At 72.3% G+C, this 26,022-nt stretch carries 25 protein-coding genes; 13 read left to right on the top strand and 12 right to left on the bottom strand.

The window, feature by feature from the left end:
• Positions 1-92 precede the first annotated feature (92 nt).
• Complete coding sequence (locus ACLJPY_RS48515; RefSeq protein WP_026468912.1) at positions 93-665, top strand: sigma-70 family RNA polymerase sigma factor; 573 nt, start codon at positions 93-95, stop codon at positions 663-665.
• Complete coding sequence (locus ACLJPY_RS48510; RefSeq protein ID WP_410597788.1) at positions 666-1,598, top strand: anti-sigma-D factor RsdA; 933 nt, start codon at positions 666-668, stop codon at positions 1,596-1,598.
• Between the two features lie 83 nt (positions 1,599-1,681).
• Here the strand turns inward: ACLJPY_RS48510 and ACLJPY_RS48505 are convergent, their stop codons facing one another.
• Positions 1,682-2,077, bottom strand: a complete 396-nt coding sequence (locus ACLJPY_RS48505; protein ID WP_003073549.1) for a DUF5319 domain-containing protein — start codon at positions 2,075-2,077, stop codon at positions 1,682-1,684.
• Positions 2,078-2,226: 149 nt separating this feature from the next.
• On the opposite strand from ACLJPY_RS48505, the gene guaB reads away from it, so the two are divergent.
• From guaB to ACLJPY_RS48490, 3 genes are all read left to right on the top strand, one after another.
• The gene (guaB, locus tag ACLJPY_RS48500; RefSeq protein WP_410597787.1) at positions 2,227-3,738 is read left to right on the top strand and encodes an IMP dehydrogenase; all 1,512 of its coding nucleotides are present in this window, start codon (positions 2,227-2,229) and stop codon (positions 3,736-3,738) included.
• Between the two features lie 133 nt (positions 3,739-3,871).
• Positions 3,872-4,390 carry a hypothetical protein gene (locus tag ACLJPY_RS48495; RefSeq protein ID WP_410597786.1) on the top strand — a complete coding sequence of 173 codons (519 nt, stop codon included), beginning with the start codon at positions 3,872-3,874 and terminating at the stop codon, positions 4,388-4,390.
• A gap of 77 nt (positions 4,391-4,467) precedes the next feature.
• A complete protein-coding gene (locus tag ACLJPY_RS48490) occupies positions 4,468-5,601 on the top strand; it encodes a GuaB3 family IMP dehydrogenase-related protein (RefSeq protein ID WP_410569291.1) in 1,134 nt (377 codons plus the stop codon).
• Here the strand turns inward: ACLJPY_RS48490 and ACLJPY_RS48485 are convergent.
• Complete coding sequence (locus ACLJPY_RS48485) at positions 5,585-5,779, bottom strand: DUF397 domain-containing protein (protein WP_410597785.1); 195 nt, start codon at positions 5,777-5,779, stop codon at positions 5,585-5,587. The two genes, ACLJPY_RS48490 and ACLJPY_RS48485, sit on opposite strands and share 17 nt — an antisense overlap.
• Positions 5,780-5,933: 154 nt before the next feature.
• Between ACLJPY_RS48485 and ACLJPY_RS48480 the strand changes: the two genes are divergently transcribed.
• From ACLJPY_RS48480 to ACLJPY_RS48470, 3 genes are all read left to right on the top strand, one after another.
• Entirely contained in the window at positions 5,934-7,643 is a 1,710-nt protein-coding gene (locus tag ACLJPY_RS48480) for an FAD-dependent oxidoreductase (protein WP_410597784.1), read from the top strand.
• Positions 7,644-7,949: 306 nt separating this feature from the next.
• Positions 7,950-8,657 carry a maleylpyruvate isomerase N-terminal domain-containing protein gene (locus tag ACLJPY_RS48475; RefSeq protein ID WP_410597783.1) on the top strand — a complete coding sequence of 236 codons (708 nt, stop codon included), beginning with the start codon at positions 7,950-7,952 and terminating at the stop codon, positions 8,655-8,657.
• Between the two features lie 72 nt (positions 8,658-8,729).
• Positions 8,730-10,235, top strand: a complete 1,506-nt coding sequence (locus tag ACLJPY_RS48470; protein WP_410597782.1) for an FAD-binding oxidoreductase — start codon at positions 8,730-8,732, stop codon at positions 10,233-10,235.
• On the opposite strand, the gene ACLJPY_RS48465 is transcribed toward ACLJPY_RS48470, so the two are convergent.
• Together ACLJPY_RS48465 and ACLJPY_RS48460 are read right to left on the bottom strand one after the other, a co-directional pair.
• Positions 10,232-11,677, bottom strand: a complete 1,446-nt coding sequence (locus ACLJPY_RS48465; RefSeq protein WP_410597781.1) for an aldehyde dehydrogenase family protein — start codon at positions 11,675-11,677, stop codon at positions 10,232-10,234. The genes ACLJPY_RS48470 and ACLJPY_RS48465 overlap by 4 nt on opposite strands.
• 55 nt (positions 11,678-11,732) lie before the next feature.
• Positions 11,733-12,767, bottom strand: a complete 1,035-nt coding sequence (locus ACLJPY_RS48460; RefSeq protein ID WP_410597780.1) for a zinc-binding dehydrogenase — start codon at positions 12,765-12,767, stop codon at positions 11,733-11,735.
• A gap of 74 nt (positions 12,768-12,841) precedes the next feature.
• On the opposite strand from ACLJPY_RS48460, the gene ACLJPY_RS48455 reads away from it, so the two are divergent.
• Positions 12,842-13,447: a rhomboid family intramembrane serine protease gene (locus ACLJPY_RS48455; protein ID WP_410597779.1), complete on the top strand. Its 606-nt coding sequence runs from the start codon at positions 12,842-12,844 to the stop codon at positions 13,445-13,447.
• Here the strand turns inward: ACLJPY_RS48455 and ACLJPY_RS48450 are convergent.
• Positions 13,415-13,960: a DinB family protein gene (locus tag ACLJPY_RS48450; RefSeq protein ID WP_410597778.1), complete on the bottom strand. Its 546-nt coding sequence runs from the start codon at positions 13,958-13,960 to the stop codon at positions 13,415-13,417. The two genes, ACLJPY_RS48455 and ACLJPY_RS48450, sit on opposite strands and share 33 nt — an antisense overlap.
• A 107-nt stretch (positions 13,961-14,067) precedes the next feature.
• Between ACLJPY_RS48450 and guaA the strand changes: the two genes are divergently transcribed.
• Positions 14,068-15,624 (top strand): glutamine-hydrolyzing GMP synthase, encoded by a 1,557-nt coding sequence (gene guaA / locus ACLJPY_RS48445; RefSeq protein ID WP_410597777.1) that lies wholly within the window; start codon positions 14,068-14,070, stop codon positions 15,622-15,624.
• 72 nt (positions 15,625-15,696) lie between these two features.
• Here guaA and ACLJPY_RS48440 read toward each other — a convergent pair whose 3' ends face one another.
• Both ACLJPY_RS48440 and ACLJPY_RS48435 read right to left on the bottom strand, forming a co-directional pair.
• Positions 15,697-15,939 carry a hypothetical protein gene (locus tag ACLJPY_RS48440; RefSeq protein ID WP_410597776.1) on the bottom strand — a complete coding sequence of 81 codons (243 nt, stop codon included), beginning with the start codon at positions 15,937-15,939 and terminating at the stop codon, positions 15,697-15,699.
• Positions 15,932-17,206, bottom strand: a complete 1,275-nt coding sequence (locus tag ACLJPY_RS48435; protein WP_410597775.1) for a PspC domain-containing protein — start codon at positions 17,204-17,206, stop codon at positions 15,932-15,934. The genes ACLJPY_RS48440 and ACLJPY_RS48435 overlap by 8 nt, the downstream gene beginning before the upstream one ends.
• 247 nt (positions 17,207-17,453) lie before the next feature.
• On the opposite strand from ACLJPY_RS48435, the gene ACLJPY_RS48430 reads away from it, so the two are divergent.
• Both ACLJPY_RS48430 and ACLJPY_RS48425 read left to right on the top strand, forming a co-directional pair.
• On the top strand, positions 17,454-18,758 hold the full coding sequence (locus tag ACLJPY_RS48430) for a PspC domain-containing protein (protein WP_410597794.1): 1,305 nt from the start codon (positions 17,454-17,456) through the stop codon (positions 18,756-18,758).
• Between the two features lie 7 nt (positions 18,759-18,765).
• Entirely contained in the window at positions 18,766-19,446 is a 681-nt protein-coding gene (locus ACLJPY_RS48425; RefSeq protein ID WP_103342484.1) for a response regulator, read from the top strand.
• Here ACLJPY_RS48425 and ACLJPY_RS48420 read toward each other — a convergent pair.
• Entirely contained in the window at positions 19,404-19,814 is a 411-nt protein-coding gene (locus ACLJPY_RS48420) for a hypothetical protein (RefSeq protein ID WP_410597774.1), read from the bottom strand. The genes ACLJPY_RS48425 and ACLJPY_RS48420 overlap by 43 nt on opposite strands.
• Before the next feature lie 206 nt (positions 19,815-20,020).
• A complete protein-coding gene (locus ACLJPY_RS48415; RefSeq protein ID WP_410597773.1) occupies positions 20,021-20,989 on the bottom strand; it encodes a DMT family transporter in 969 nt (322 codons plus the stop codon).
• 104 nt (positions 20,990-21,093) lie between these two features.
• Here ACLJPY_RS48415 and ACLJPY_RS48410 point away from each other — a divergent pair, with 104 nt between their 5' ends.
• Positions 21,094-21,996 (top strand): LysR family transcriptional regulator, encoded by a 903-nt coding sequence (locus ACLJPY_RS48410; protein ID WP_410597772.1) that lies wholly within the window; start codon positions 21,094-21,096, stop codon positions 21,994-21,996.
• Here the strand turns inward: ACLJPY_RS48410 and ACLJPY_RS48405 are convergent.
• The 3 genes from ACLJPY_RS48405 to ACLJPY_RS48395 all read right to left on the bottom strand — a co-directional run bounded on the left by ACLJPY_RS48405 (position 21,993) and on the right by ACLJPY_RS48395 (position 25,840).
• The gene (locus tag ACLJPY_RS48405; RefSeq protein WP_410597771.1) at positions 21,993-23,087 is read right to left on the bottom strand and encodes a serine/threonine-protein kinase; all 1,095 of its coding nucleotides are present in this window, start codon (positions 23,085-23,087) and stop codon (positions 21,993-21,995) included. The two genes, ACLJPY_RS48410 and ACLJPY_RS48405, sit on opposite strands and share 4 nt — an antisense overlap.
• A 12-nt stretch (positions 23,088-23,099) precedes the next feature.
• Positions 23,100-24,764 (bottom strand): protein kinase domain-containing protein, encoded by a 1,665-nt coding sequence (locus ACLJPY_RS48400; protein WP_410597770.1) that lies wholly within the window; start codon positions 24,762-24,764, stop codon positions 23,100-23,102.
• 215 nt (positions 24,765-24,979) lie between these two features.
• Positions 24,980-25,840 (bottom strand): hypothetical protein, encoded by an 861-nt coding sequence (locus ACLJPY_RS48395; RefSeq protein ID WP_410597769.1) that lies wholly within the window; start codon positions 25,838-25,840, stop codon positions 24,980-24,982.
• Positions 25,841-26,022 lie beyond the last annotated feature (182 nt).

Genomic DNA, 26,022 nt, shown 5'->3' with positions numbered 1-26,022 from the left:
ACGGTACGGTAGCGGTCACCGGTGCGCGGTGGAGGCGACCACGAACCGGGTTCTCTGCACACCTACACGTAACACTGGGACTGTTGTCTGCGATGGCCAATGTGGGGGATGGACTGGATGAACCGGTCGCCGCTGCTGTCGAGGGAGATCCCCAGGCAGTGGAGCGGCTGCTGGCTGCTATCCGTCCACTGGTAGTGCGGTATTGCCGCGCCCGGGTTGGCAGGCAGGAGCGATCGTTCGCTTCGGCGGACGACGTTGCGCAGGAGGTGTGTCTCGCGGTGCTAACGGCATTGCCCTCGTACCGCGATCAAGGCCGCCCGTTCCTGGCCTTCGTCTACGGGATCGCCCAGCACAAGGTCGCCGACGCGCACCGCGCGGCGGCGCGCAACCGCGCCGAGCCGGTGGCCGAGATCCCCGATGAGGTCGAAGGCGGGGTCGGCCCCGAGCAGCGGGCGCTGCAAGGTGAGCTGAACGAGCGGATGTCCCAGTTGTTGCAGGTGCTGCCGGACAAGCAGCGGGAGATCGTGGTGCTGCGCGTGGTCGTCGGCCTGTCGGCGGAGGAGACCGCGGACGCGGTCGGCTCCACCCCGGGCGCCGTCCGCGTCGCCCAGCACCGCGCCCTCGCGCGGCTGAGAAAGGTCCTGGCCGCAGAGGAGGTGATCTGAGTGACCGGTCACGAGAGATTCGAGCCGGACGACGTCTTCGGCAGTGGCCTGACGGCGTCGGAGGCGGAGTTCGCCGCCGACCTGTCGGCGGTGCAAGCCGACGACGCGCTGCTCGACGCGCTCGGCGGGTCCGACCCGGCGCTGGCCGACGGTCTCGGCGACCAGGAGCTCAACGCGTTGCTGGTGGCGTGGCGAAGAGACATCGACAGCGAGCCGCTGGCCGAGCTCGTCGACGTCGACACGGCCGTGCGCACCGTCAGCACCGCCGCGCTCGCGAAGCGGCACGCTTCGAGCGGACGCCGCCGCAGGCTGCTCGTCCCGGTCGCCGTCGCCGCCGCCGTGCTGGCGATCGCGTTCACGGGCACCGGGCTGGCCGCGCGCTCCGCGCAACCGGGCGACACCCTGTGGGGCCTCGCCAAGGTGCTGTACTCCGACCACACCCGTTCCGTCGAGGCGGCCGCGACAGCGAAGCTCGACCTCGAAAAGGCCAACCTCGCCATCGCCGGCGGCAACCTCGACGTCGCCCGCCAGGCCCTCCAGGACGCCCAGGCCGCCCTGTCGCAGGTCACCGACGAGGAGAACCGCGACCAGCTGATGGAGCAGCACCGGCAGCTCGCCGCGCAGCTGCAGAACCCGGAAGCGCCGGTCCAGGGCCCCATCCAGACCTCGGTGCCGCCGGCGTCGCCGGGCGCGCCGACCAGCCAGGCCCCGCCGGCCGGCTCCGCGTCGTCCCTCCCGGGCAGCGGCAGCGGCACCACGAGCCTCCCGGGCAGCGCGACCCCGACGCCGACACCTCCGCCGCCGACGTCGACCCCGCCGCCCACGACGACCCCGCCGCCGCCGACCACCACCGGCGCCACCGGCAACGACCCGGGCACGCCGCGCAGTGAGTCCGCGGGCGGTGCTCCGCAGGGCGTCAGCGAGACGACGTAAGAGCGGTACGAAGGACTCAAGACCGGCACGGAAAAGCCCTGGTGAGGAAACTCACCAGGGCTTTTCCGGTCTGTGGGGAGCGCTCAGTAGGCGCTTTCGTTGGCGGTTACGCCGTCCGCGAAACCGCGGCAGTAGTCCCAGCTCACGTAGTCGCCGGGGTTGGGGTCGTAGGCCGGCTCGTGCGGGCGCATCCGCCCGTCGGCCAGCAGCTGCTCGAGGCTGGCCCGCAGCAGGTGCCAGTCGTGGTAGTGCGGTTCGTCGCACTCGCCGCAGTCGACGACGATCCCGCGGACACCACGGGGTTCGAGCAGGGCCTGGTAGACGGCCAGATCCGAGAGATCGGCCAGTAGTTCGGTGCGTTCGGAGTCGCTGATCGGCTCGTCCAGCCGGTCCTCGGGGTCTCCGAATGCGCGGGCCGGGTCGTCCGGGTCGTCCGCGAACGGGTCTGGAGGCAGGACATCGTGCGCCACGGCCTGCACGGTACCGGGCGGCCCCGCCGGCCCGCCCACCGCCCGGGGCGCGCGGCGAGCGGCGGATATCATGAGGGGAAGGCTCCGAGTCGCCGTTGATCTTGATCCGAAAACACAGCGACACGCCCATCCCGCGCCAGGAAGGCCCTTCACCCGCTATGACCAGCGACGGCATCACCGCCCCCGTTCCGGCCAAGTTCGCCATGCTCGGCCTGACCTTCGACGACGTGCTGCTGCTGCCGGCCGAATCGGACGTCGTGCCGAGCACCGTCGACACGAGTTCCCGGCTGACCCGGAACATCACCCTCGGCATCCCGCTGGTGTCCGCGGCGATGGACACCGTCACCGAAGCCCGGATGGCCATCGCCATGGCCCGCCAGGGCGGCATCGGGGTCCTCCAGCGCAACCTGCCGATCGACGAGCAGGCCGCCGCGGTCGAGGTCGTCAAGCGGTCCGAGGCCGGCATGGTCACCGACCCGGTCACCTGCGCGCCCGACGCGACGCTGGCCGAGGTCGACGCCCTGTGCGCGAAGTTCCGCATCTCCGGCGTGCCGGTCACCGACGCGGCCGGGACGCTGGTGGGCATCATCACCAACCGCGACATGCGGTTCGAGGTCGACCACAGCCGCCCGGTGTCCGAGGTCATGACGAAGGCGCCGCTGGTCACCGCCCAGGTCGGCGTCTCGGCGGACGCCGCGCTCGGCCTGCTGCGCCGGCACAAGATCGAGAAGCTGCCGATCGTCGACGGCGCGGGCAAGCTCCGCGGCCTGATCACGGTCAAGGACTTCGTGAAGACCGAGCAGTACCCGAAGGCGACGAAGGACCCGGACGGCCGGCTGATCGTCGGCGCCGCGGTCGGCGTGGGCGTCGACGGCCACAAGCGCGCGATGACGCTCGCCGAAGCCGGCGTCGACGTGCTGATGGTCGACACCGCGCACGGGCACTCCCGCGCGGTCGTGGACACGGTCTCGCTGCTGAAGAAGGAGCTGGGCGAGTCGGTCGACATCGTCGGCGGCAACGTCGCGACCCGGGCCGGCGCGCAGGCGCTGGTCGACGCGGGCGCGGACGGCATCAAGGTCGGCGTCGGCCCGGGCTCCATCTGCACCACCCGGATCGTCGCCGGTGTCGGTGTGCCGCAGATCTCGGCGATCTACGAGGCCGACCAGGCCGCGCGCCCGGCGGGCATCCCGGTGATCGGCGACGGCGGCATCCAGTACTCCGGCGACATCGCGAAGGCCATCGCGGCCGGCGCGTCCACGGTGATGCTGGGCAGCCTGCTCGCCGGCACCGCCGAGTCGCCGGGCGACCTGATCCTGGTCAACGGCAAGCAGTTCAAGGTCTACCGCGGCATGGGCTCGCTGGGCGCGATGCAGTCACGCGGCCAGGGCAAGTCCTACTCGAAGGACCGCTACGCCCAGGACGACGTGCTGAACGAGGACAAGCTGGTCCCGGAGGGCATCGAGGGCCGGATCCCGTTCCGCGGCCCGCTGGCCAACGTCGTGCACCAGCTCGTCGGCGGCCTGCGCGCGGGCATGGGCTACGCGGGCGCCGAGACGATCGCGCAGCTGCAGGAGGCGCAGCTCGTCCGGATCACCGCGGCCGGGCTCAAGGAAAGCCACCCGCACGACATCACGATGACCGTCGAGGCCCCGAACTACACGACCCGCTGACTACCGCCGGCAGCGAGGCCCGCACTCCGGAAGCGTCCGAAGTGCGGGCTTCTCGCTGTGTCACCGTGACCTAGCGTGCGTAGCGTGATCGGTCTATCGCCTTGCGTGGCCGTCGTGGTGTGCACTGTGACGCATGACGATCGGCCGGTTGCTGCGCAAGGCCTTCTTCACGGCCGTGGCCCTGCTGTCTCTCGCCCTCGGCGGCGTCGTGTGCCTGATGTGCCAGGTGCTGGCCGGCCGGGACGCGCCGACGTACCGCGTCGAGGGGTACGTGCTCTTCCACGAGCGGGGCGAGCTGCCGGTCGGCGGGAACGAAGACGCCGTCAGCCAGACGATCGACGTCGGCGCGGCCGGCCGGCGCTACCACGTCACCGCCGTCGACCCCGGTCTCGACCTCCCGGCGGGCCAGCCGGTCGCGCTCGACATCTCCACGGCGGACGGCGCCATCGCCTACCTCCAGGCCGGCGGCGGTGTGGTCGACCTGCGGCCGGGCGTGGTCCGGCCGGTCCTGCTGATCGTCGCCAGCCTGCTGGCGCTGGGCGCGGTGTACTTCGGCGCGGTGCGGCTCCACGTCTACCCGCCGGTGGCGACCTGGCTCGCCCTCGCGCTGGGCGCGGTGCTGGCGCCGGTCGCCGTCTTCGTGCGCGTGTAGACCCCCGTGCGCGGGTCACCCACGCGGCCTAGCGACAATGGGGCACGGCAGATCGTCGTCGTTCGAGGAGGCTTCACGTGCGGGACCTGGTCGAGATCGGGATGGGCCGCACCGCGCGGCGGGCGTATGACCTCGACGACGTGGAGATCGTGCCTTCGCGGCGCACGCGTTCGTCCGCGGTGGTGTCCACCGCGTGGCAGATCGACGCCTACCGCTTCGACCTGCCGCTCGTCACGCACCCGACCGACGCGATCGTCTCGCCCGGCACCGCGGTCGCCGTCGGCGAGCTGGGCGGGCTGGGCGTGCTCAACGCCGAAGGGCTCTGGGCCCGCCACGCGAACGTCGAGGACGCCATCTTCCAGCTGGTCCGTGCGGCCGAGGACCTCGAAGACCCGACCGCGGTCGGCCGGGTGCTGCAGGAGCTGCACGCCGCGCCGATCCGGCTGGACCTGCTGAGCGAGGCGATCAAGACCGTTCGCGAATCCGGCGTCACCGTGGCCGCGCGCGTCAGCCCGCAGCACGCCGCCGAGCTGACCCCCGACCTGGTCGCGGCCGGCGTCGAGATCCTCGTCGTGCAGGGCACGATCATCTCCGCCGAGCACGTCCAGCGCGACGCCGAGCCGCTGAACCTCAAGGAGTTCATCGGCCGCCTCGACGTCCCCGTCATCGCCGGCGGCGTCAGCGACTACCGCACGGCGATGCACCTCATGCGCACCGGCGCGGCCGGCGTCATCGTCGGCCACGGCTACACGCCGGGGGTGACGAGCACCGACCGCGTGCTCGGCATCGGCGTCCCGATGGCCACCGCGATCATCGACGCCGCGGCCGCCCGCCGCGACTACCTCGACGAGACCGGCGGCCGGTACGTGCACGTGCTCGCGGACGGCGGCATGACGACCTCGGGTGACATCGCGAAGGCCATCGCGTGCGGCGCCGACGCCGTCATGCTCGGCTCGCCGCTGGCCGCCGCCTCCGACGCGCCCGGTCAGGGCCTGTACTGGACGGCGGCCGCGGCGCACCCGTCGCTGCCGCGCTCACGCGTGGCGGCGGGCCCCGACTACGCCGTCGACCTCAAGACCCTGCTGTTCGGGCCGTCGTCGGACGCGGAAGGCGTGGTGAACCTCTTCGGGGCGCTCCGCCGCGCGATGGCGAAGACGGGTTACTCGGACCTCAAGGAGTTCCAGCGGGTGGGCCTCACCGTCCGGCGGTGAGGTGGCGGAGGAACGCGGCGAAAGCGGCCGCGGAGTAGACGAGGACCGGCCGGGGCACCGCCTGTTTGGTGTCCCGGACCCCGACCACGCCGGGGCCGCCGCCGATCTCGACGCAGGCGTTCTCTTCGAAGTGGCTGTGGCTCGACTTGCGCCAACCGGTGAGCGTTCGTGGGCTCATCGTGGTGACTCCCGCCCTTGTGCCCCGACCGGCGGTGATTCGCCGACGTGGACATCGACCACTGTTGAGATTACCCACTGTTGTCGTCGGACAACCATAACCGACGAGTAACTTACCTCTGGTCAGAACGCGGAGCCGGAGTTACGCTCAAGGTGTGACTGCCAGTAACACCACCAGTGCGGGTGGCCCCGACTACGACGTCGTCGTGGTGGGGTCGGGGTTCGGCGGCAGCGTCGCGGCGCTGCGGCTCACCGAGAAGGGCTACCGGGTGGCCGTCGTCGAGGCGGGCCGCCGGTTCGCCGACGACGAGTTCGCGAAGACGTCGTGGGACCTCAAGCGCTACCTGTGGGCGCCGCAGGTCGGCTGCTACGGCATCCAGCGCATCCACATGCTCAACGACGTCATGGTGCTGGCGGGCGCCGGCGTCGGCGGCGGCTCGCTCGTTTACGCGAACACGCTGTACCGGCCGCTCAAGCCGTTCTACCGCGACCGGCAGTGGGCGCACATCACCGACTGGGAGGCCGAGCTCGCGCCGCACTACGACCAGGCGAGCCGGATGCTGGGGGTCGTCACCAACCCGACGCTCACGCCGTCGGACGTCGTGATGCGCGACGTCGCGAAGGACATGGGGGTGGCCGATTCCTTCCACCCGACGCCGGTCGGGGTGTACTTCGGCAAGCCCGGTGAGCGGGCGAAGGACCCGTACTTCGGCGGCGCCGGCCCCGAGCGCGTCGGCTGCACCGAGTGCGGCTCGTGCATGACCGGCTGCCGCGTCGGGGCGAAGAACACGCTGGTCAAGAACTACCTGTACCTCGCCGAGCAGGACGGGGCGAAGGTCATCCCGCTGACGACGGTGACGTCCGTGCGGCCCGTCGAAGGCGGGTACGAAGTCGACCTGAAGAAGACCGGGACGACCTCCAAGAAGTTCCGGACGACGATCACGGCCGAGAAGGTCGTCTTCGCCGCCGGGACGTGGGGCACGCAGAACCTGCTGCACAAGCTGAAGGACACCGGCACGCTGCCCCGGCTGTCCGGCCGCCTCGGTGAGCTGACCCGCACGAACTCCGAGGCGATCATCGGTGCCGCCCGGACCGAGGTCGACGAGAGCCGGAACTTCAGCCGCGGCGTCGCGATCACGTCGTCCATCCACCCGGACGAGAACACCCACATCGAGCCGGTCCGCTACGGCAAGGGCAGCAACGCGATGAGCCTGCTGCAGACGATCGCCACGGACGGCGCTTCGCCGGTGCCGCGCTGGCGGCAGGCCGTCAGCTTCATGGTCAAGCACCCGATCCAGGCGGCGAAGCTGCTCAACGGCTACCGCTGGAGCGAGCGCACGGTGATCCTGCTGGTGATGCAGAGCCTGGACAACTCGATCACGACGTACACTCGGCCCGGGCTGTTCGGCCGCCGCAAGTACACGTCGAAGCAGGGCCACGGCCAGCCGAACCCGAGCTTCATCCCGGCCGGCCACGAGGCCAACGAGCGCACGGCCGACCGCATCGGCGGCATCGCGGGCGGCACGTGGGGCGAGATCTTCGACATCCCGCTGACGGCCCACTTCATCGGCGGCGTCCCGATCGGGGCGACGGCGGCGGAGGGCGTGATCGACCCGTACCACCGCGTGTTCGGCTACCCGGGCCTGTCGGTGGTGGACGGCGCGGCGATCACGGCCAACCTGGGCGTGAACCCGTCCCTGACGATCACCGCCCAGGCCGAGCGCGCGTTCTCGTTCTGGCCCAACAAGGGCGAGGAGGACCTGCGGCCGGCCCAGGACGCCGGGTACGTGCGGCTGGAGCCGATCGCGCCGAAGAACCCGGCCGTCCCCGCCGAAGCTCCCGCCGCGCTGCGCCGATCCTCGTAGGCCGTTCCTCCCAGCGTCGCGTGTCTGAGTTTCGTCGACAACGGCCCGGCTCAAGCGCCCCAAGGCGGCCTTGGTTGCGTCTGACGCACCGAAGGCCGCCTTGGGCGCTCCATCCATGCCCCCACCACCACCCTCAACGGAGGCGCTTCGCGCCGCAGTGCCGATTCAACGCAACCAAGGCCACATTGGGGCGCTTGGGACCCGCACCCACGCCCGGCTCGGTGACCGCGCCGGGAAACGCCCACCGCCGCCCGTCGGCTCGAAAGCCGGAACATGCGCTGCGCCGTTCCTCCTAGACTCGGGGCCGTGACGGCACCCGAGAAGGCACACGCGCTGCTCGACGGCATCCGGAAGCTCGACGACGAATGGGCGCTGGCCATCGGTGGCCTCGGCGAACCCGAGTTGCGCGCGCCCAGTGCGCTCCCCGGGTGGTCGCGTGCGCACGTCCTCGCGCACGTCGCCCGCAACGCCGATGGCCTGTGCAACCTGCTGACCTGGGCGAACACCGGTGCCGAGACGCCGATGTACCCGAGTGCCGAAGCGCGGGAGCGGGACATCGAGACCGGCTCCCAGCAGGCCGCCGCCGAGCTGCTCGCCGACTTCGTCGCCTCCGCCGGGCGGTTCGAGCGCTACGCCGCCGCGATGCCGGACGACGCCTGGGCGCGGGAGGCCCGCAACCGGCAGGGCGCGCCCGTCACCGGGGCCGTCGTGGCGCGGATGCGGCTGTCCGAACTGACCATCCACCTCGCCGACCTCGACCGCGGCTACGACCTCGACCGCGTGCTGGCGCTGCTCGGCCCGCTCACCGAGGACGTCGTCCAGCACGCCGTCACCTCGCGCGGGGCCCACCTGCCCGCCCTGCACCTGGTCGCCGGCGGGTTCGAATGGACGATGGGCGCGGCCCCGAAGACGACCGTCCGCGGGTCGGCGGGGGCGCTGCTGGCCTGGCTCAGCGGGCGCTCCGACGGCAGCGCGCTGGACGGGGACGTGCCCCGGATCCCGGCCTGGGCGTGACCGGCTCGCTCCGCCCGGTGAGCGTTTTGCGGCCGCTCTACACTGGTCGTTCCCGGCACCGAGGAGTCCGCTGTGGACAGTGAGCACGACCAGGGGCGGCCCGGCGTCCCCCGGAGGGCGTTCCTGCGGATCGCGGGCGTCTCGGCCGCCGGGGCCGTGGCCGCCGCGTGCGGGCCGGAGACCCCTTCGGCCCCGGTCGCGTCGACCGCCCCGGCGACCACGGCGTCCACACCGCCCGCCAGCAGGCTGCCCACCGCGCCGCCGAACTGGGACGACCTGCGCAGCCAGCTGGCCGGCGGCCTGCTGCGCCCGGGCAGCGACGGCTACGACACCGCCAAGCGCGGCTTCAACCCGCTCTTCGACGGCAACAACCCGGTCGCGGTCGCGACCACGTCCTCCGTGCAGGACGTCCAGACCTGCCTGCGGACCGCGGCCGGGCGCGTCACCATCGCCGCGCGCAGCGGCGGGCACAGCTACGCCGGGTACTCCGTGCCCGGCGGCGGTCTCGTCATCGACGTGGCCGGGCTGAACAAGATCGACGTCCAGGGCGGCAAGGCGGTGATCGGCGCCGGCGCGAAGCTGAAGGACGTCTACGCCGCGCTGGCGCAGGCCGGGCGCGTCCTGCCCGCCGGAACCTGCCCGACGGTCGGCATCGCCGGGCTGACCCTCGGCGGCGGCATCGGCGTGCTCGCCCGCAAGTACGGCCTGACCTGCGACCACCTGAGTTCCGCGCAGGTCGTCGTGGCCGACGGTCGCGCGCTGACGGCGTCCGCGGCTTCCGAGCCGGACCTGTTCTGGGCGCTGCGCGGCGGGGGCGGCGGCAACTTCGGCGTCGTCACCGAGTTCACCTTCGACACCGACCCGGCGCCGGAGGAGCTGACGGTGTTCTCGCTGCGCTTCCCGGCCGGGTCCGCGAGCGGTGTGCTCGCCGCATGGCAGCAGTGGATTTCGGCGATGCCGCCGGAGCTGTGGGCGAACCTGGTGCTCTCGGGCGGCTCGCCGGTGCAGTGCCGGGTCGGCGGCTGCTACGTCGGGGGCACCGCCGGGCTGAACACGCTGCTGAACAACCTGACCACCAACGCCGGGGTCCGGCCGACGCAGCGCACGGTGAAGACCTTCGACTACCCCGGCGCCATGAAGTACTTCGAGGGCAGCTCGGACCGCCAGTCGTTCGTCGCGTCGTCGCGGATGATCACCACCCCGGTCGACGCCGGGAAGGTCGTCGCGGCCGCCGACGGCAAGCCGGGCATGGACCTGCTCATCGACGGCCTCGGCGGCGCGGTGGCGGGGCCGGCCAAGGACGCCACCGCGTTCTGGCACCGCGACGCGCTGGCCAGCGTGCAGGTCTACGCGCCGGCGACGGCGAAGACCCGGGCGAAGGTCACGCAGGCGGTCGGCGACGTCGTCGCGGGGCTGGCCGCGGCCGGCGCGGGCGGCGGGTACGTCAACTACATCGACCCCGCCCTGCCCGACTGGAAGACCGCCTACTACGGCGACAACGCCAAGCGGCTGCAGGACGTTTCGCAGAAGTACGACCCGCAGAACGTCTTCCGGTTCGGGCAGGGTGTCGTCGGTTAGAGGTCGATGCCGGTGAAGACCGTGACGCGCTCTTCGGTCAGGTCGTGCATCGCCGCCAGCACGCCTTCGCGGCCGACGCCGGAGCCCTTGACACCGCCGTAGGGCATCTGGTCGGCGCGGTAGGACGGGACGTCGCCGATGATCACGCCGCCGACCTCCAGCTCGGCCGACGCGTGGAAGGCCAGCTGGACGTCGGTGGTGAAGACGCCCGCCTGCAGCCCGTACGCCGAGTCGTTGACCGCACGGAAAGCGTCGTCCACACCGTCCACAACGGACACCGCGAGCACCGGCCCGAAGATCTCCTCGTCCCAGGCCTTGGTACCCGCCGGGACGTCGGTCAGCAGCGTCGGGGCGACGGTCGCGCCCTCGCGGGTGCCACCGGTGAGCACCTTCGCGCCCGCCGCGACGGCCTCGTCGATCCACGCGACGATCCGCTCGGCGGCGGCTTCGTCGACCACCGGGCCGACGTCGGTGTTGCGGTCGTACGGGTCGCCGGTCCGCTGTGCCTCGACGGCTTCCAGCAGCGCGGGCACGAACTCCTCGGCCACGGCGGCGTCCACGATCACCCGCTGCACCGCGATGCAGGACTGGCCGGCCTGGTAGTTGCCGAAGGTGGCGATCCGGTGCGCGGCGCCCTCGGGGTCGGGCCAGTCGCGCAGCACGACGGCGGCCGCGTTGCCGCCGAGTTCGAGCACGACGTGCTTGCGCGGCGCGGCGTCCTTGAGCGACCAGCCGACCGGGCCGGAGCCGGTGAACGACACGACGGGCAGCCGGGGGTCGGCGACGAGCGCTTGCGTCTCTTCGTTCCCCAGCGGCAGCACGGAAAACGCGCCCTCCGGCAGGTCGGTCTCGGCCAGGATCTCGCCGAGGATCAAAGCCGACAACGGCGTCCGCGGCGCGGGCTTGACGATGATCGGCGCGCCGATCGCCAGCGACGGCGCGACCTTGTGCGCCACCAGGTTGAGCGGGAAGTTGAACGGCGCGATGCCGAGCACCGGCCCGCGCGGGACGCGGCGGGTCAGCGCCAGCCGCGCCTCGCCCGCCGGGTCGGTGTCGAGGCGCTGGACCTCACCGGTGAAGCGGCGGGCCTCCTCGGCGGCGATGCGGAACACCGACACCGCGCGCTTGACCTCCGCCTCGGCCCACTTGAGCGGCTTGCCGTTCTCGGCGGTGATCACCTCGGCGATCTCCTCGGCCCGCGCGGCGAGCACCCGGGAGACGTGCTCGAGCGCGCCCGCACGCAGGTGGGCGGGGCTGCGCCGGAACTCCTTGGCGACCGACGCGGCGGCGGCGACCGCGCGCTCGACCTGGTCCGGCCCCGGCACGGCGACCGTGGCGACCTCGCTGCCGTCGTACGGGTGGTGCACGACGAGCGTGGTGGCGCCCGGTTCGGGGCGGCCGGCGATCCAGGCGGGGCGCGGCTCGGGGGTGATCATGTCCATGCGCACCAACGTAATCGGGCGAGGTGCCCGGCAGGGTGACACCCACCCGGACGGGTCACGGCTTGATGAGCACCTTGAGCGCTTCGCGGTCCGCCATCGCGCGGTAGCCGTCCGGTACGCCTTCGACGTCGATGGTCCGGTCGAAGACCTTTCCGGGCTGGTACTTGCCGTCGAGGACGTCCGGCAGCAGCTCGGGGATGTAGTGCCGGGCGGGCGCGACCCCGCCGGTGACGGTGATGTTGCGCCGGAACAGCGCCGGGCCGATCGGGCCCTCTTCGTACTGCGGGACGCCGACGCGGCTGACCGCGCCGCCCGGGCGCACGGCCCCGACGGCCATCTCGAAGGCGGCTTTCGTGCCGACGCACTCGAGGACGGCGTGCGTGCCCTCGCCGTTCGTCAGCTCGCGCACCTTCGCGATGCCCTCCTCGCCGCGCTCGGCGACGACGTCGGTCGCGCCGAACTCGCGGCCGAGGTCGGTCCGCGACCGGTGGCGTCCCATGAGGACGATCCGCTCGGCGCCGAGGCGCTTCGCGGCGAGCACGGCGGAAAGGCCCACGGCGCCGTCGCCGATCACGGTGACGTTCTGACCCTTCGTGACGCGCGCCTTCGTCGCGGCGTGGTGGCCGGTCGGGAAGACGTCCGACAGCGTCAGCAGCGACGCCAGCAGTGCGTCGTCCTCGGTGGGCGGCACCTTGACGAGCGTGCCGTCGGCCTGCGGCACGCGCACGGCCTCGCCCTGGCCGCCGTCGACGCCCTTCGCGCCCCAGAAACCGCCGTGCAGGCAGGACGTCTGCAGTCCTTCGCGGCAGAACACGCAGGTGTTGTCCGACCACACGAAGGGGGCGATGACGAGGTCGCCCTTGGTGACGGTACCGACGTCGGCACCGGCATCCTCGACGACGCCGAGGAACTCGTGCCCGATCCGGCGGCCGTGCTCGCTCGGCGCCATGTCGGCGTACGGCCAGAGGTCGCTGCCGCAGATGCAGGACCGCACGACCCGCAGGATGACGTCGGTGGGCTCCACCAGCTTCGGGTCCGGGACGGTCTCGACCCGCACGTCACCGGCACCGTGGATGACTGTCGCTCGCATACTGGGGCCTTCCCGTGGAGGTTCGTGACAAACGTCGGGGGTGCGACGGCGGCGGCGCGCCTAGATTTTCGGTCATGACCACGCCCACCGCATCCCGCAACCCCTTCGCGGCGCTGGCCCCGGTGCGCCGCCGCCCCTACCTCACCGCCGTGGTCTTCGCGGTGACGCTGGCCTGCGGGATCGCGCAGCTGGTGCACCCGCCGCTCTACGACGCGGTGCACCGCGACGCGGCCCGCATCGACGCCGGCGAGTGGTACCGGCTGGTCACCGGCATGTTCTTCCAGGACGCGCAGGCGTTCGGCCTGGTCTCGAACCTGGTCTGGCTGGCGGTGTTCGGCACGCTCGCCGAGCGCGTCTTCGGCCGGCCGAAGTGGCTGCTGCTCTACTTCGGCTGCGGCCTGTTCGGCCAGTTCGTCAGCTACGTCTGGCTCAACCCGGTCGGCGCGGGCAACTCGATGTGCACCGCCGGCCTGATCTGCGCCCTCGCGGCCGTGGTGATGGCGGCTTCGCGCCGCTACGGCGTGGTCCTGCCGGTCCAGTTCCGGGTCATGGCGTTCGCGGTCCCGGTGCTGGCCGTGGTCGACACGGTCGTGCACGACAACCACGGCCTGCCCGCCCTGCTCGGCCTGGCGCTGGGCTTCCTGCTGCTACCGGCTCCGGTACAGGTCGCGCAGCAGTAGGACCTCGGCGCAGTGGTGGATCACCTCGCGGTGGATGTGCAGCACCAGCGTCGCCATCGGGTACTTCGCGTACGGGCCCTCCGCCGGGCCGCACGGCCGCGCCAAGGCGGCTTCGTCCAGTGAAGCCACCCCGGCGATCCACCGGGCGTAGTACTCGTCGAGCCGGGACAGCGCCTCCGCGGCCGTCCCCGGGTACGGGTAGTCGTCGTAGGTCATCGGCGGGCCGCCGAAGTGCGACGCCGTGCGCATCCCGAGCACGCCGACCAGCACGTGGGCGAGCCGCCATGCGATCGTCGTGACCGGCGGGGGCACCGGCTCGGGGTAGGCCCAGCCGATCGTGAACTCGCCGCTGCCGGGCTCGTCGTCCGACTTCCGGGGCCGGACGGTCCAGCAGCCCGCGACCGGCTCCCAGCGGTACTCCTCGTCGGTCAGCCCGTCGAGCCGCGGGCGGGTGTGCACCTTCCAGTGGAAGTCGAGCTGGTCGGTCAGTTCCTTGGTCCAGTTCACGGCCATACCGCGCACCGTAGGCCCGATCGCGGACAGGGACGGCCCTGAATCCCGGGTGACCGGGCCCACCTGGGACGATGGAGGTCAACCCAACGTCGCCAGGAGGTCGTCAGGTGCCCAACCCCACCGGTCCGGTTCTCGTCGTGGACTTCGGGGCGCAGTACGCGCAGCTGATCGCCCGGCGCGTCCGCGAGGCACAGATCTACTCGGAGGTTGTGCCGCACAGCGCGTCCACCGAAGAGATCCTCGCGAAGAACCCCTCGGCCATCATCCTCTCCGGCGGCCCTTCGAGCGTGTACGCCGAAGGCGCGCCGGGCATGGACCCGAAGCTCACCGAAGCGGGCGTGCCGATGTTCGGCATCTGCTATGGCCACCAGCTGCTGGCCAGCGCGCTCGGCGGGGTCGTCGAGCCGACCGGGGTCCGCGAGTTCGGCCGCACCGAGGTCCGCGTCACCGGTGACGGCGGTGTCCTGCACGCCGGCCTGCCCGCGCACCAGCCCGCCTGGATGAGCCACAACGACAGCGTCACCAAGGCGCCCGAAGGCGCGGTCGTCACCGCGTCTTCCGACGGCGCCGCGGTCGCCGGCTTCGAAGACGTCCAGCGCCGCTTCGCCGGTGTCCAGTACCACCCGGAGGTGGCGCACTCGCCGCACGGCCAGGAGGTGCTGCGCCGGTTCCTGCGCGACATCGCCGGCATCGAGCCGCAGTGGACGACGTCGTCGATCGTCGAGGAGCAGGTCAAGCGGATCAGCGACCAGATCGGCGACGGCCGGGCGATCTGCGGCCTGTCCGGCGGCGTCGACTCCGCCGTCGCGGCGGCGCTGGTCCAGCGCGCGATCGGGGACAGGCTGACCTGCGTGTTCGTCGACCACGGCCTGCTGCGGGCCGGCGAGCGCACCCAGGTCGAGCAGGACTTCGTCTCCGCCACCGGGGTCAACCTGGTCACCATCGATGCGCGCGAGCGGTTCCTGGACGCGCTCGCCGGCGTCACCGACCCGGAGCAGAAGCGCAAGATCATCGGCCGGGAGTTCATCCGCGTCTTCGAACAGGCCGAGCGCGACCTCAAGGCCCAGGGCGACTACAAGTTCCTGGTCCAGGGCACGCTCTACCCGGACGTCGTCGAGTCCGGCGGCGGCGAGGGCACGGCGAACATCAAGAGCCACCACAACGTCGGCGGCCTGCCGGACGACCTGCAGTTCGAGCTGGTCGAGCCGCTGCGGCTGCTGTTCAAGGACGAGGTCCGCCGGGTCGGCGTGGAGCTGGGGCTGCCCGAGACGATCGTGCACCGCCAGCCGTTCCCCGGCCCCGGCCTGGGCATCCGGATCATCGGCGCGGTCGACCAGGAGCGGCTGGACACCCTGCGGGCGGCCGACCTCATCGCCCGCGAGGAGCTGACCGCGGCCGGGCTGGACCGCGACATCTGGCAGTGCCCGGTGGTGCTGCTGGCCGACGTCCGCAGCGTCGGCGTCCAGGGCGACGGCCGGACGTACGGCCACCCGGTGGTGCTGCGCCCGGTGTCCTCGGAGGACGCGATGACCGCGGACTGGACGCGCCTGCCGTACGAGGTCCTGGAGCGGATTTCCACGCGCATCACCAACGAGGTGGCGGAGGTCAACCGGGTCGTGCTGGACGTGACGTCCAAGCCGCCGGGCACCATCGAGTGGGAATGAGTCCGGTGTGGACAAGGCTCGAGGCCCCGGCGTGGGATCCGGGGCCTCGAGGGTCTTCGGTGGTGCGCCGGGTCAGCGGCGCCGCTTGCTGCCGAACGACGCGGCCAGGAGCAGCAGCCCCACGAACACCGCTCCGCCGGCGATGACCCAGCGGAAGTCGAACGAGGGCAGCCAGCTCGCGCCGTCCGAGAGGACGTAGGCCGAAACCAGCAGCGTCGCGACGCCGACGATCAGGGTGAAGGCGTCCACTCCGCCGCGCCGGGCGGGCGGGGCGCTGTCCGGGTTGTCGTAGGCGTAGGGGTTCTGCTCAGCCACGTCGCACCTCCACGTTGCCCACGCTGTTCGAAACCTTCAGGGTGATCTTCTGGCCGCCGGCGCCGTCGGCGCCGGTGTCCGTCCCGGTCAGGGCCGGCTGGCTGACCCCGTCGCTCGAGTGCCCGAAGCAGGACGCCTCGCCGGCGCCGGTGTGGCAGTCGTAGGTGACGTCCGCGTTCGCCGGCACGACCACCGTGGTGTCGCCCGCGCCGTTCGACACGGTCGTCGAGTACGGCGCGCCCTCGGGCAGCTCGGTCAGGTCGAGCCGGATGTCGCCCGCCGCGTGCTGGTAGACCGGCTTCAGGTCGCCCACCGCCTGCGGCGTCTCCCGGAGATCACCGAGACCGCCGCGGAGGTCGATGTCGTGGAACGGTGCGCTCGTCAGCACCATCCCGGCGATGGCCAGGGGTACCGCGAGCCCGATCAGGCCACGCCCGCCGCCGGCGAACGCGCCGGCCACCAGGCCGATCCCGACCACGCCGAGGACCAGGCCGACGACGTGCTGCGCGGAGAACCAGCCGGCGCCGTTGAGGGCCGCCAGCACCCCGGCCCCGGCGGTCACCACGGCGAGCGCGAACGTCGCCGAGCCGACCTTCGACCGGTGCCGCCGCTGCGGCGCCTGGAAGGACGGACGCGGCGGCGTGGGCCGCGGGTCCGGGGCGGGCGGGGCGTCGGGCAGATCCCAGCCGGCCGGGTCGGCGGCGAGGGGGTCCCAGCCGCGCGCCGGCGAAGGCGCCTCGGCGGTCTCGGTCATGGTGAAGGCTCCGTTTCCGGTGAAGGCCGGTGACGACTTCCGCGCGGTGACCGGCGCGGGACGGTTCTCGTGGCCGCGGCTGCGGTGCAGCAGGTAGAGCGCGGCGGCGACGAGGGCGCAGCTGATGAGCCCGCCGCCGTCGAACCACGACCCGGTGACCGAGCCCCCGGCGCTGACGACGGTGAGGACCACGAGGACCACGGCGAACGCGGGCGACACCGAAGACCGGCCGCGTCCGATGAGGCTTTCGAAGCCGGAGACCTCGTCGCTCTCCCCGGGCAGGAACAGCCACCCCAGCAGGTAGAAGGGAACGCCGAAGCCGCCGAAGACGGTCGTGACCACCAGCGCGATCCGCACGACGACGGGATCGAGGCCGTACCGCTGCCCGATGGCGGCGGCCACCCCGGCCACCTTCCGCCCGGCGTGCGGCCGCCGGGGCCGGCTGACCCAGAAGTCCTTGACGGTCTCCTCGAAGCCGTTCAGGACCCCCGGCTTCTCGCTCGCACCACTCATACCGAGAAGCATGCTTCACCGGCGGCGGCGGGACATCCGGGATGGTCCCTGAGGTTTCCCCGAGGGGAACCGGGGCGGTGGCGCGAATACGGCCGGGGGTGGCAGCCCCTGCCGGACGGAACTCGCGTGACTGGGGCCGGAACTCGCGTGCTGCGGGCGTTGCCACGGTGGGTGCCGGTGGCCGGAACGCGCCGCTGACCCCCGGGTGGATCAGGGGTTTCCCCGATGGAACCGGACAGCGGTGCGTGTGACCATGGACGGCGTGCAGGAGTCCCTCGACCACGTCACCGCCGAGCAGGCGATCGCCACCACGGATCCGGCCGCGCCCAAGATGTTCCGGCGCCGGTCCGGGCGGGCCATCGCCGGTGTCGCCGGTGGGCTCGCCGACCACCTCGGCGTGCCGGTCCTCTGGGTGCGGACGGCGTTCGCGCTGCTGGCCGCGCTCAACGGCGCCGGGCTGCTCGCCTACGGCCTCCTCTGGGTGTTCGTCCAGCAGCGGTCCGAGGAAGCCACCGAGGCGCCGACCCCGAAGGAGCGCCAGCAGGCGTTCGGCCTCATCGCGCTGGGCGTCGGCCTCGCCGTCGCCAGCGGGACGCTCACCGGGTTCATCAGCGGCTGGGTCGCGGTGCCGCTGGCCGTCGCCATGATCGGTCTCGCGGTCGTCTGGCGGGAGGCCGACGAGTCGCAGCGCCGGCGCTGGCGGGCCGGTGCCAAGGACGGATTCGCGGGGGCGCTCCTCGGCGGGGGCGGCTGGTCGGCCGCCATCCGGATCGTCGCCGGCGTCGCGCTGGTGATCACCGGCATCACCGTCGTCGTGCTGCGCAGCGGCACCCTCGACCAGGTCCAGTTCGCGCTGATCGCGGTCCTCGCGACGCTGATCGGGGTCGCCGTGCTGACCGTGCCGTTCTGGCTGCGGCTGGTCCGCGACCTCTCCGACGAGCGCAAGGCCCGCATCCGCACCGACGAACGCGCCGAGATCGCCGCCCACCTGCACGACTCCGTGCTGCAGACGCTCGCCCTGATCCAGAAGCAGAGCGAACAGCCCCGCGAGGTCGCGCGGCTGGCCCGCAGCCAGGAACGCGAGCTGCGCGGGTGGCTCTACGGCCCGAACGGCTACGGCAAGCCCGCCGAGAACATCGAGGAAGCCACCGGCCAGCTGTCCGAAGCGCTCGCGACGGCGTGCGGCGAGGTCGAGGACACCTTCGCGATTTCGGTCGGCCAGGTCGTCGTCGGCGACGCCGAGCTGGACGAATCGCTGGTCGCGCTGGTCCAGGCCGCGCGCGAAGCCATCGTCAACGCCGCCAAGCACGCCGGCGTCGAGGAGGTCAGCGTCTACGCCGAGGTCGAGCCGACGTCGGTGACGGTGTTCGTCCGCGACCGCGGCAAGGGCTTCGACCCCGACCTCGTCCCCGACGACCGCCACGGCCTCGCCGACTCGATCCGCGGCCGGATGACCCGCCACGGCGGCACGTGCAAGGTCCGGACGGCACCCGGCGAGGGCACCGAGGTGCAGCTCGCCATGCCGGTGAAAGCGGGCAAGGGAGCGGCGTGAGGCGGCTATGCTCGACGACGTGACGGACAACCAGCGTGAACCGGTCAAGGTGTTCCTCGTCGACGACCACGCGCTGTTCCGCGCCGGGGTGCGCACCGAGCTCGACTCGATCACCGACGAGGTCCGCGTGGTCGGCGAGGCCGGATCGGTGGCGGAGGCCGTCGCCGGCATCGCCCGCACGAAGCCGCAGGTGGTCCTCCTCGACGTCCACATGCCCGACGGCGGCGGCGCCGAGGTGCTGCGCCGGGTCCGTCCGGAGCTGCCGGACGTGGTGTTCCTGGCCCTGTCGGTGTCCGACGCGGCGGAGGACGTCATCGCGGTCATCCGCGCGGGCGCCCGCGGCTACGTGACGAAGACGATCTCGTCGAAGGAACTGGTCCGCGCGGTGGTCCGCGTCGCGGACGGCGACGCGGTGTTCTCGCCGCGGCTGGCCGGGTTCGTCCTGGACGCTTTCGCCGACCGCCCCGGTTCCGCGCCGATCAACGACCCCGAGCTGGACCTGCTGACCCCCCGCGAGCGGGACGTCCTGCGGCTGCTGGCCCGCGGGTACGCGTACAAGGAAATCGCGTCGGAGCTGTTCATCTCGGTGAAGACGGTGGAGACGCACGTGTCGAGCGTCCTGCGGAAAACCCAGCTGTCGAACCGCTACGAGCTCTCCCGCTGGGCCTCCGACCGCCGCCTCGTCTGACGGCCTTCGGGAACGACGGTCAGGTCTTTTCCGTGCGCGTAGCTGCCGGTGACGATCTCGGAACCCGGGTCGTAGTAGCGCCGCTCGAACATCTTCCCCATGCCGGAAACTTCGTGGCGCGCGAATACCTGCAGCCTGATGAAGGACGCCGGGTTGTCCGACAGCAGTTGCCGGATGTCGGTTTTGATGCGCAGACGATAGGCGTTGTCGTAGTCGGCGTCGGATCGATCGCGGCGGGGAAGCAACAGCGGCGCGTTACCGCACTCGAGAGGAGTTCGGCGCTTGATGGCGCCCCCCTTGGCACCAACGGGTGTCACGAGATGAGCGTCGAACCGGAGATCCATGGCAGCACGGCGGCTCAGGTTCACCACTTTGATGCGGAAGACGGGCGAGACGGGAGTCGGATTCGTCAGTAGATCCGTTACGTCGGTGCCATCAGTGCGGGGAGATAACGAGAAGCCGCAAACGAACCAGATCGTTCATTGGCGCCGGACCGGTTAACGAACCAGACAGTTAACCGGACCCAGCACCGTACTAACCAGATCGTTCATTCCGCGGCCGCCCCCGCGACGGCTCAGTCCGCCAGAGGAGCGAGAGGCCGGGGCGTGCTGCCGGCGGTGTCGTCACCAAGCCCATCCGCCTGGTCACCGGCCACGTCCAGAGCCCCTCGCTCCGGCTTCTGGAGGCGCGTCAGCGCCACGCCGCCGAGCACGACCACCATGCCCGCGATCACCCGCAGGTGCAGCTGCTCGCCGAGGAACACCGCACCCAGCAGCACCGAAACCACCGGCAGCAGGTAGCCGACCACGGACGCGGCCACCGCGCCTTCGCTCGCCAGCAGCTGGTAGTTCAGCGCGAACGCGATGCCGGTCGACCCGATGCCCAGTACCAGCACCGCGAGCAGCGGCCCGGTGGACACGTGCACCGGCGTCAACCCGCCGGCCGGCAGGACCAGCACCAGCATCCCGCTGGCCAGCAGCATCTGACCCGCCGAAGTCGCGTACGGCGACAAGGAGGCGTCCGACAGGTACTTGCCCTCGTAGACGAACGCGAAGCCGTAGCTCGCCGCCGCCGCGAGGCACGCCAGTGCGCCCCAGCTCAGCAGGCCCGACGCCTGCCACGGCGCGAAGATCAGCAGGATCCCGGCGAGCCCGATGAGCAGGCCCGCGAGCCGGGCGCCGGTCATCCGCGACGACGTCCCCATCAGCGGCGCCGCGAGCAGCACCCACAGCGGCGTCGTCGAGTTGAGCACGCCGGTGATCCCCGAATCGACCGTCGTCTCGCCGATCGCGAACAGCAGGAACGGCAGCGCGTTGTGGAAGAACGCCGCGACCGCCAGGTGTCCCCACATCCGGCGGTCCCTCGGCAGCCGCGCCCGCTGCAGGCGGCACAGCACCAGCAGCATGGCGGCGCCGAGCACCAGCCGCGCCAGCACCAGCTGCACCGGCGAAAACATGCCCAGCCCCAGCTTGATCCAGAAGAAGCTCGAACCCCACATCAGCGCCAGCGCACCGATCCTGAGCAGGGTCTTCGTCTCGCCCACCCGCAGTCCTCCTTCGACAGCCGACGTCAGCTTCGCCCGGACCAGACGTAAGGACAAGCGAAATTAACTGCAGGAACACTTAAGCTCAGCTGTACGATCGCGGCATGCTCGACGTCCGCCGCATGCAGGTCCTCCGTGCCGTCATCACCAGCGGGTCGATCACCGCCGCGGCGCGCAACCTCGGCTACACGCCGTCCGCGATCAGCCAGCAGCTGTCCGCCTTGGAACGAGAGGCGGGCACCGAACTCCTCGAACGCGTCGGACGCGGCGTCCGGCCGACCCCGGCGGGCGCGTTGCTGTCCGAGCACGCCGAACGGCTGAGCGCCGAGCTCGCCAAGGCCGAAGCGGCGCTGACCGAGCTCAAGGAGGGCCGCATCGGCCGCGTCTCGATCCGCTACTTCGCCACGGCGGGCGCGTCACTGGTCCCGCCCGCCATCGCCGCGGTCCGGCGCGAGCACCCCGGCGTCCGCCTCGACCTCAAGCTCGTGGAGCCCGACGACCCGATGACCGACGTCGAAGCGGGCCACGCCGACGTCGCGATCACGGTGTTCCCGCGCAGGACCCCGCCCGCCAAGGGGGTCGAGCTGGTGCACCTGCTGGACGACCCGTACCGGGCGGTGCTGCCGAAGGCGCACCCGCTGGCCCGCAAGCGCGTGCTGGACCTGACGGAGTTCGCGGAAGAGCCGTGGGTGGGCGTCGACGGCCTGCCGGGCGTCTGCCGCGACATCCTGGACAGCGCCTGCGCCTCCGCCGGGTTCGCGCCCAACGTCGTCGTCGAGTCCGAGGACTACCAGACGGCGATGGGGTTCGTCGCCGCCGGCATCGGCGTCGGGCTCATCCCGGAACTCGGGCTCGGCGCGCAGCACCCGGGGGTCGTCGTCCGCCGGATCCGCAACCCCGAGCCGGTCCGCGCGATCCACGCCGCGGTGGCGTCCCGCGCCTCGGGGCACCCGGCCGTCCGCACGCTGCTCGCGGCCATGCGCGCGGCGACCGCCAAGGTGGCCTAGACGAAGAACAGCTCCGAGACGAGGATGCCGACCAGCACCGCCGCGAGGATCGCGGCCACGGTGATCAGCGTCTTCTTCGACACCGGCAGGTTCCACTCCTGGGCCTGCGGCCGGGCGCCCGGTGCGGGTGGTCGCGCGTACTGCGTCGGCGGCGGCACCGGCTGCATCCGCTGCGTCTCCTCCGCCGCGGAGTAGCCGGGCGCGGCGACCGGCATCGACTGCTGGAACTGCGGTCCCGACGGCGGCATCGGCGGTCCCGCGGGCGCCAGCCCCGGGTTGAAGGGCGGCGGCGGAGGCGGCGGGATCCCGGGCGCGGTCGGCGGGATGAACGCCGTCTCGCGGCCCTCGGTGATCGCCTTGAGCGAATGGACGGTGTCCGCCATGGTCGGCCGCGTGTTCGGGTCCGTGCGCAGCATCTTGCGCAGCGCCTCGGTCAGGACGCCGGAGTTCCGCGGCGGGCGTTCGGACGACTGGCCGTCGTCCCCGAACGGCGGCACACCCTCCACGGACGTGTAGAGCGTCGCGCCGAGGGAGAAGACGTCCGCCGCGGGCGTGCCCGGCAGCCCGCGGGCGACCTCGGGCGCCACGTACGCCGGGCTCGGGCCGCCGCCGCTGATGCCGATGTCCGTGAGCTTCACGCCGCCGTCGTCGGCCAGCAGCACGGTGCCCGGCTCAAGGGTGCGGTGCACGAACCCGGCCGCGTGGATGGCCGCCAGGGCGTTGCCGAGCTGGATGCCCAGCTGCGCCGCCTGGTCGGGGGTGAGCCTGCCGTGCTCGGCGAGGAACGTCGCCATGCTGCGGGACGGGATGTACTCCATCACCAGCCAGACGTCCTGGCCGTCCGGCAGCACGTCGAACACCTTGATCGCGCACGGGTGCTCGATCCGGGCGGCGTCCTTGCCCTCCTGCATGGCGGCGGCGCGCGCCTGCTCGGCGCGTTCACCCGCGCCGACCGGCAGGTACATCCGCTTCATCGCGACGGTGCGGAACAGCCGCGTGTCGAACGCCAGCCACACGATGCCCGCGCGACCGCGGCCGATCGGCTGGTCCAGCCGGAACCGGCCGCCGACGATGGTTCCTTCAGAACTCAAGTCGGTCCTCGATCATCCACCGGCGGCAGCGCTGGAGGACGCGCCGCCGGTCGTCGTGTCGGTCGGTGTCGTCTTCGGCGTCGACTCCGAAGGAGGTGTTGTTTTCGGCGTCGTCTTCGGCGTGGTGGTCTCCTGCGGCTCGGAGCTCCGCGCAGTCGTCGCCCGCTTCGTCGACGAGGTGGCCTCAGTCACCGGAGGCGGCACGTCGGCCGTGCTGAACGACGTGTCCTCCGTCGTGGACGGCTGTGTCTGCGAGGTCGCGACGGGCGACGGCTTGCTGCTGGACACCGGCGCGGCCGGCGCCTCCGGGTTGTTCGGGCTCAGCAGCCAGACGACGAGCGCGACCAAGCCCACGACCACGATCCCGCCGATGATCGCCGGGCGCTTCCACGCGCCGGGCCGGTCTTCCTCGTCGTCGACCGGGCTCATCTGCGGGCGCGACCGCGGCGGCGGCGCGGGCTCGTCGTCGTAATCGTCGTAGTCGTCCTCGTACCCGCCCTGCTCGTGCGGGGGCACCGGCACGGCGCGGGTCGCGGCCAGGCCGGGCGGCACGCCGCCGGCCGCGTGGTGGTCGTCCTCGCGGTAGTGGCCGTACCCGTCGTAGTCGTCCTCCGGGTAGCCGGTGGCTTCCGGGTAGTCGTCCTCGTCGTAGTACGGCACGGCCTGCGTCGGGGCCGCGCCGCTCAGCAGCGTGCCCGAGTGGCCCGCGGGGATCTCGTCGAACATCTGCGTCGCGTTCGGGTCGGCGGCCCCCGCACCGAGGGCACCGGCGGCGCCGAGGGCACCGGCCGCGCCGAGGACGCCGGCCGAGGGGGCCAGCATGGTCTCCTCCGCCGGGCCGCCGAGCGGCGTCTCGCCGCGCGCGACGGCCGCGAGCAGCTCTTCGCACTCCTCGGCGGTGGGCCGGTGCTCGATCTCCGGGTGCAGGAGCACGGCCAGCACGCTGGCCAGGGGACCGGACTGGCGCGGCGGGTTGATCTGCCCGGCCGCGACCGCGTGCAGCAGGCTCAGCGTGTTCTCGGACAGCCCGAACGGCGGCTGGCCTTCGCACGCCGCGTACAGCGTCGAGCCGAGGGAGAAGACGTCGGACTCCGGCCCGGGCTCGCCGCCGATGGCGACCTCGGGGGCCAGGTAGGCGGGGGTGCCGGCGATCATCCCGGTCTTGGTGACCGTGACGTCGTCCTTGGCCCGCGAGATGCCGAAGTCGGTGATCTTCACGACGCCGTTGGCGCCGAGCAGGATGTTGCCCGGCTTGATGTCGCGGTGCACGATCCCGACGGCGTGCGCCTCGCGCAGCGCCGCGGCGACCTGGGCGCCGATGCGCGCCACCTCGGTCGGCGGCAGCGTGCGGCGGTCCTGCAGCACGGCGGCCAGGCTGGTGGAGTTGAGGTACTCCATGATCAGGCACGGTTGCCCGTTGTCGTCGGTGACGACGTCGAACACGGAGATCGCGTTGGGGTGGTGCAGCCGGGCCGCGATCCGGCCCTCGCGCATCGTCCGCTGGCGGGCGTCCTCGGCGTCGTGCTCGTCCAGGTGCGGCTGGAGCAGGAGCTGCTTGATGGCCACGGTGCGGCCCAGGACCTCGTCGTGCGCCTGCCAGACGGCCCCCATCGCGCCCGTGCCGATCCGGCCGACGATGCGGTACCGATCGGCGACCAGACGACCCTCGTCGCTCACGCGACCTCCCTTTGGGCTCCGGCTTCACCAGGGCGTGTGGACGGGTGCCTGGTGACGCGGCCACGAGCACGCCGCTTCGCTGGAGCGTATGCACATGTCGTGGGCTCTGAGCCGGTCTTCCCGAGACCGGCCCGTGACAAGGCTAGGCGCTCACTCTGCGCACACGAATCCGGCACGGGCACTTGAACCAGGGGTGAAGGGGTGGTCGCCGTGGGCTACATGTATTGGGCCGAGACGAGCTCGGCTTCGGTGATCAGCCCGCCGGTGTCGGCCACCCGGAACAGCTGGGTGACGCGCACCAGCGCGCCGTCCGGCCGGTGCAGCGTGGCGACCGCGAGGATCGAGCCGTCCGGCTTGATCTGCGTGTCGGCCTCCTGGACGTCGATGGCGTCCATCGAGCTCCAGGTGCGGACCAGCTCGCCGGCGGTGCCGTCGGCCAGCGCCGGGCTCAGCAGCGCCAGCGCGCCGGCCGAGTCGCGGGCGATCTTGGCGTAGAAGTCCTTGACGGCCTGGATCTTGCGGCTCGCGCTGCGCGCGTCGGCGGCCTTGTCCGGGACCGAGGTGGCCGCCGCGGGCGCCGGCCGGGTCCGCGAGGTGCCGTTCGACGGCTGGGCCGGCGACGACTCCTCGGAGCGCGCGCCCGCCGTGGCGGGGCTGTGCTGCTCCGGCGCGCTGCCGCCGGCCTGGTGCTGCGGGACGGCGAGGCCGCCGAGCTCCGCCGCACCGGTGAAGCCGGCGGGCGTGGACTGGCCGCCGGACGGCGAAGCGGCGCGGTGCGAGCTGGTCAGCATCGGCGCGGCGATCACCGCACCGGCGACGAGCGCGCCCGCGGCGACGAGCCCGGTGAGCTTGGCGCGGCGCGCGAACCGGCTTTCCGGCTCGCCCGCGTCGTCGGCCTGCTCCGGCTCGCGGGCCGGTTCGGTCCGCGCCGGCAGGAACTTTTGCGGGTCACGGAAGACCTGCTCGAGATGGTCACGTTCGGCGTCGGCGACGCCGTCCAGGATCTCGGCCGGGATGACGTCCTCGACGCGGACGGCGTGGGGTGTCTCACGCCGTGTGCGCTGCCGATCAAGCACGAAAGTCCTCGCTCTGGGTGCCGGGGCGGCCACTCGGCCGTTCGGCCGGGGTGCCGTTGGTCCGGACGGCCGGCTCGTGGCCGGTTTCCGGTTCCGCTGTCGTCAGGTAACCCTGTGCGGGCGGCGATCACCAGGCTCTGTCGCCGGAATGCCGTCGCCACACGACGAGCGGCAGCTTATGT

The organism is Amycolatopsis sp. lyj-23 (assembly GCF_046549135.1).
GTDB lineage: Bacteria > Actinomycetota > Actinomycetes > Mycobacteriales > Pseudonocardiaceae > Amycolatopsis.
The sequence above is the reverse complement of the archived record's forward strand: the minus strand, read 5'-3'. Positions and strand labels throughout refer to the sequence as shown.

Bases quoted from the DNA above. Each gene is read 5' to 3' on its own strand.
- ACLJPY_RS48515 (WP_026468912.1), top strand. From the start codon at position 93: ATGGCCAATGTGGGGGATGGACTGGATGAACCGGTCGCCGCTGCTGTC.
- guaB (WP_410597787.1), top strand. From the start codon at position 2,227: ATGACCAGCGACGGCATCACCGCCCCCGTTCCGGCCAAGTTCGCCATG.
- ACLJPY_RS48495 (WP_410597786.1), top strand. From the start codon at position 3,872: ATGACGATCGGCCGGTTGCTGCGCAAGGCCTTCTTCACGGCCGTGGCC.
- ACLJPY_RS48485 (WP_410597785.1), bottom strand. From the start codon at position 5,779: ATGAGCCCACGAACGCTCACCGGTTGGCGCAAGTCGAGCCACAGCCAC.
- ACLJPY_RS48465 (WP_410597781.1), bottom strand. From the start codon at position 11,677: ATGGACATGATCACCCCCGAGCCGCGCCCCGCCTGGATCGCCGGCCGC.
- ACLJPY_RS48460 (WP_410597780.1), bottom strand. From the start codon at position 12,767: ATGCGAGCGACAGTCATCCACGGTGCCGGTGACGTGCGGGTCGAGACC.
- ACLJPY_RS48455 (WP_410597779.1), top strand. From the start codon at position 12,842: ATGACCACGCCCACCGCATCCCGCAACCCCTTCGCGGCGCTGGCCCCG.
- ACLJPY_RS48450 (WP_410597778.1), bottom strand. From the start codon at position 13,960: ATGGCCGTGAACTGGACCAAGGAACTGACCGACCAGCTCGACTTCCAC.
- ACLJPY_RS48435 (WP_410597775.1), bottom strand. From the start codon at position 17,206: ATGAGTGGTGCGAGCGAGAAGCCGGGGGTCCTGAACGGCTTCGAGGAG.
- ACLJPY_RS48425 (WP_103342484.1), top strand. From the start codon at position 18,766: ATGCTCGACGACGTGACGGACAACCAGCGTGAACCGGTCAAGGTGTTC.
- ACLJPY_RS48410 (WP_410597772.1), top strand. From the start codon at position 21,094: ATGCTCGACGTCCGCCGCATGCAGGTCCTCCGTGCCGTCATCACCAGC.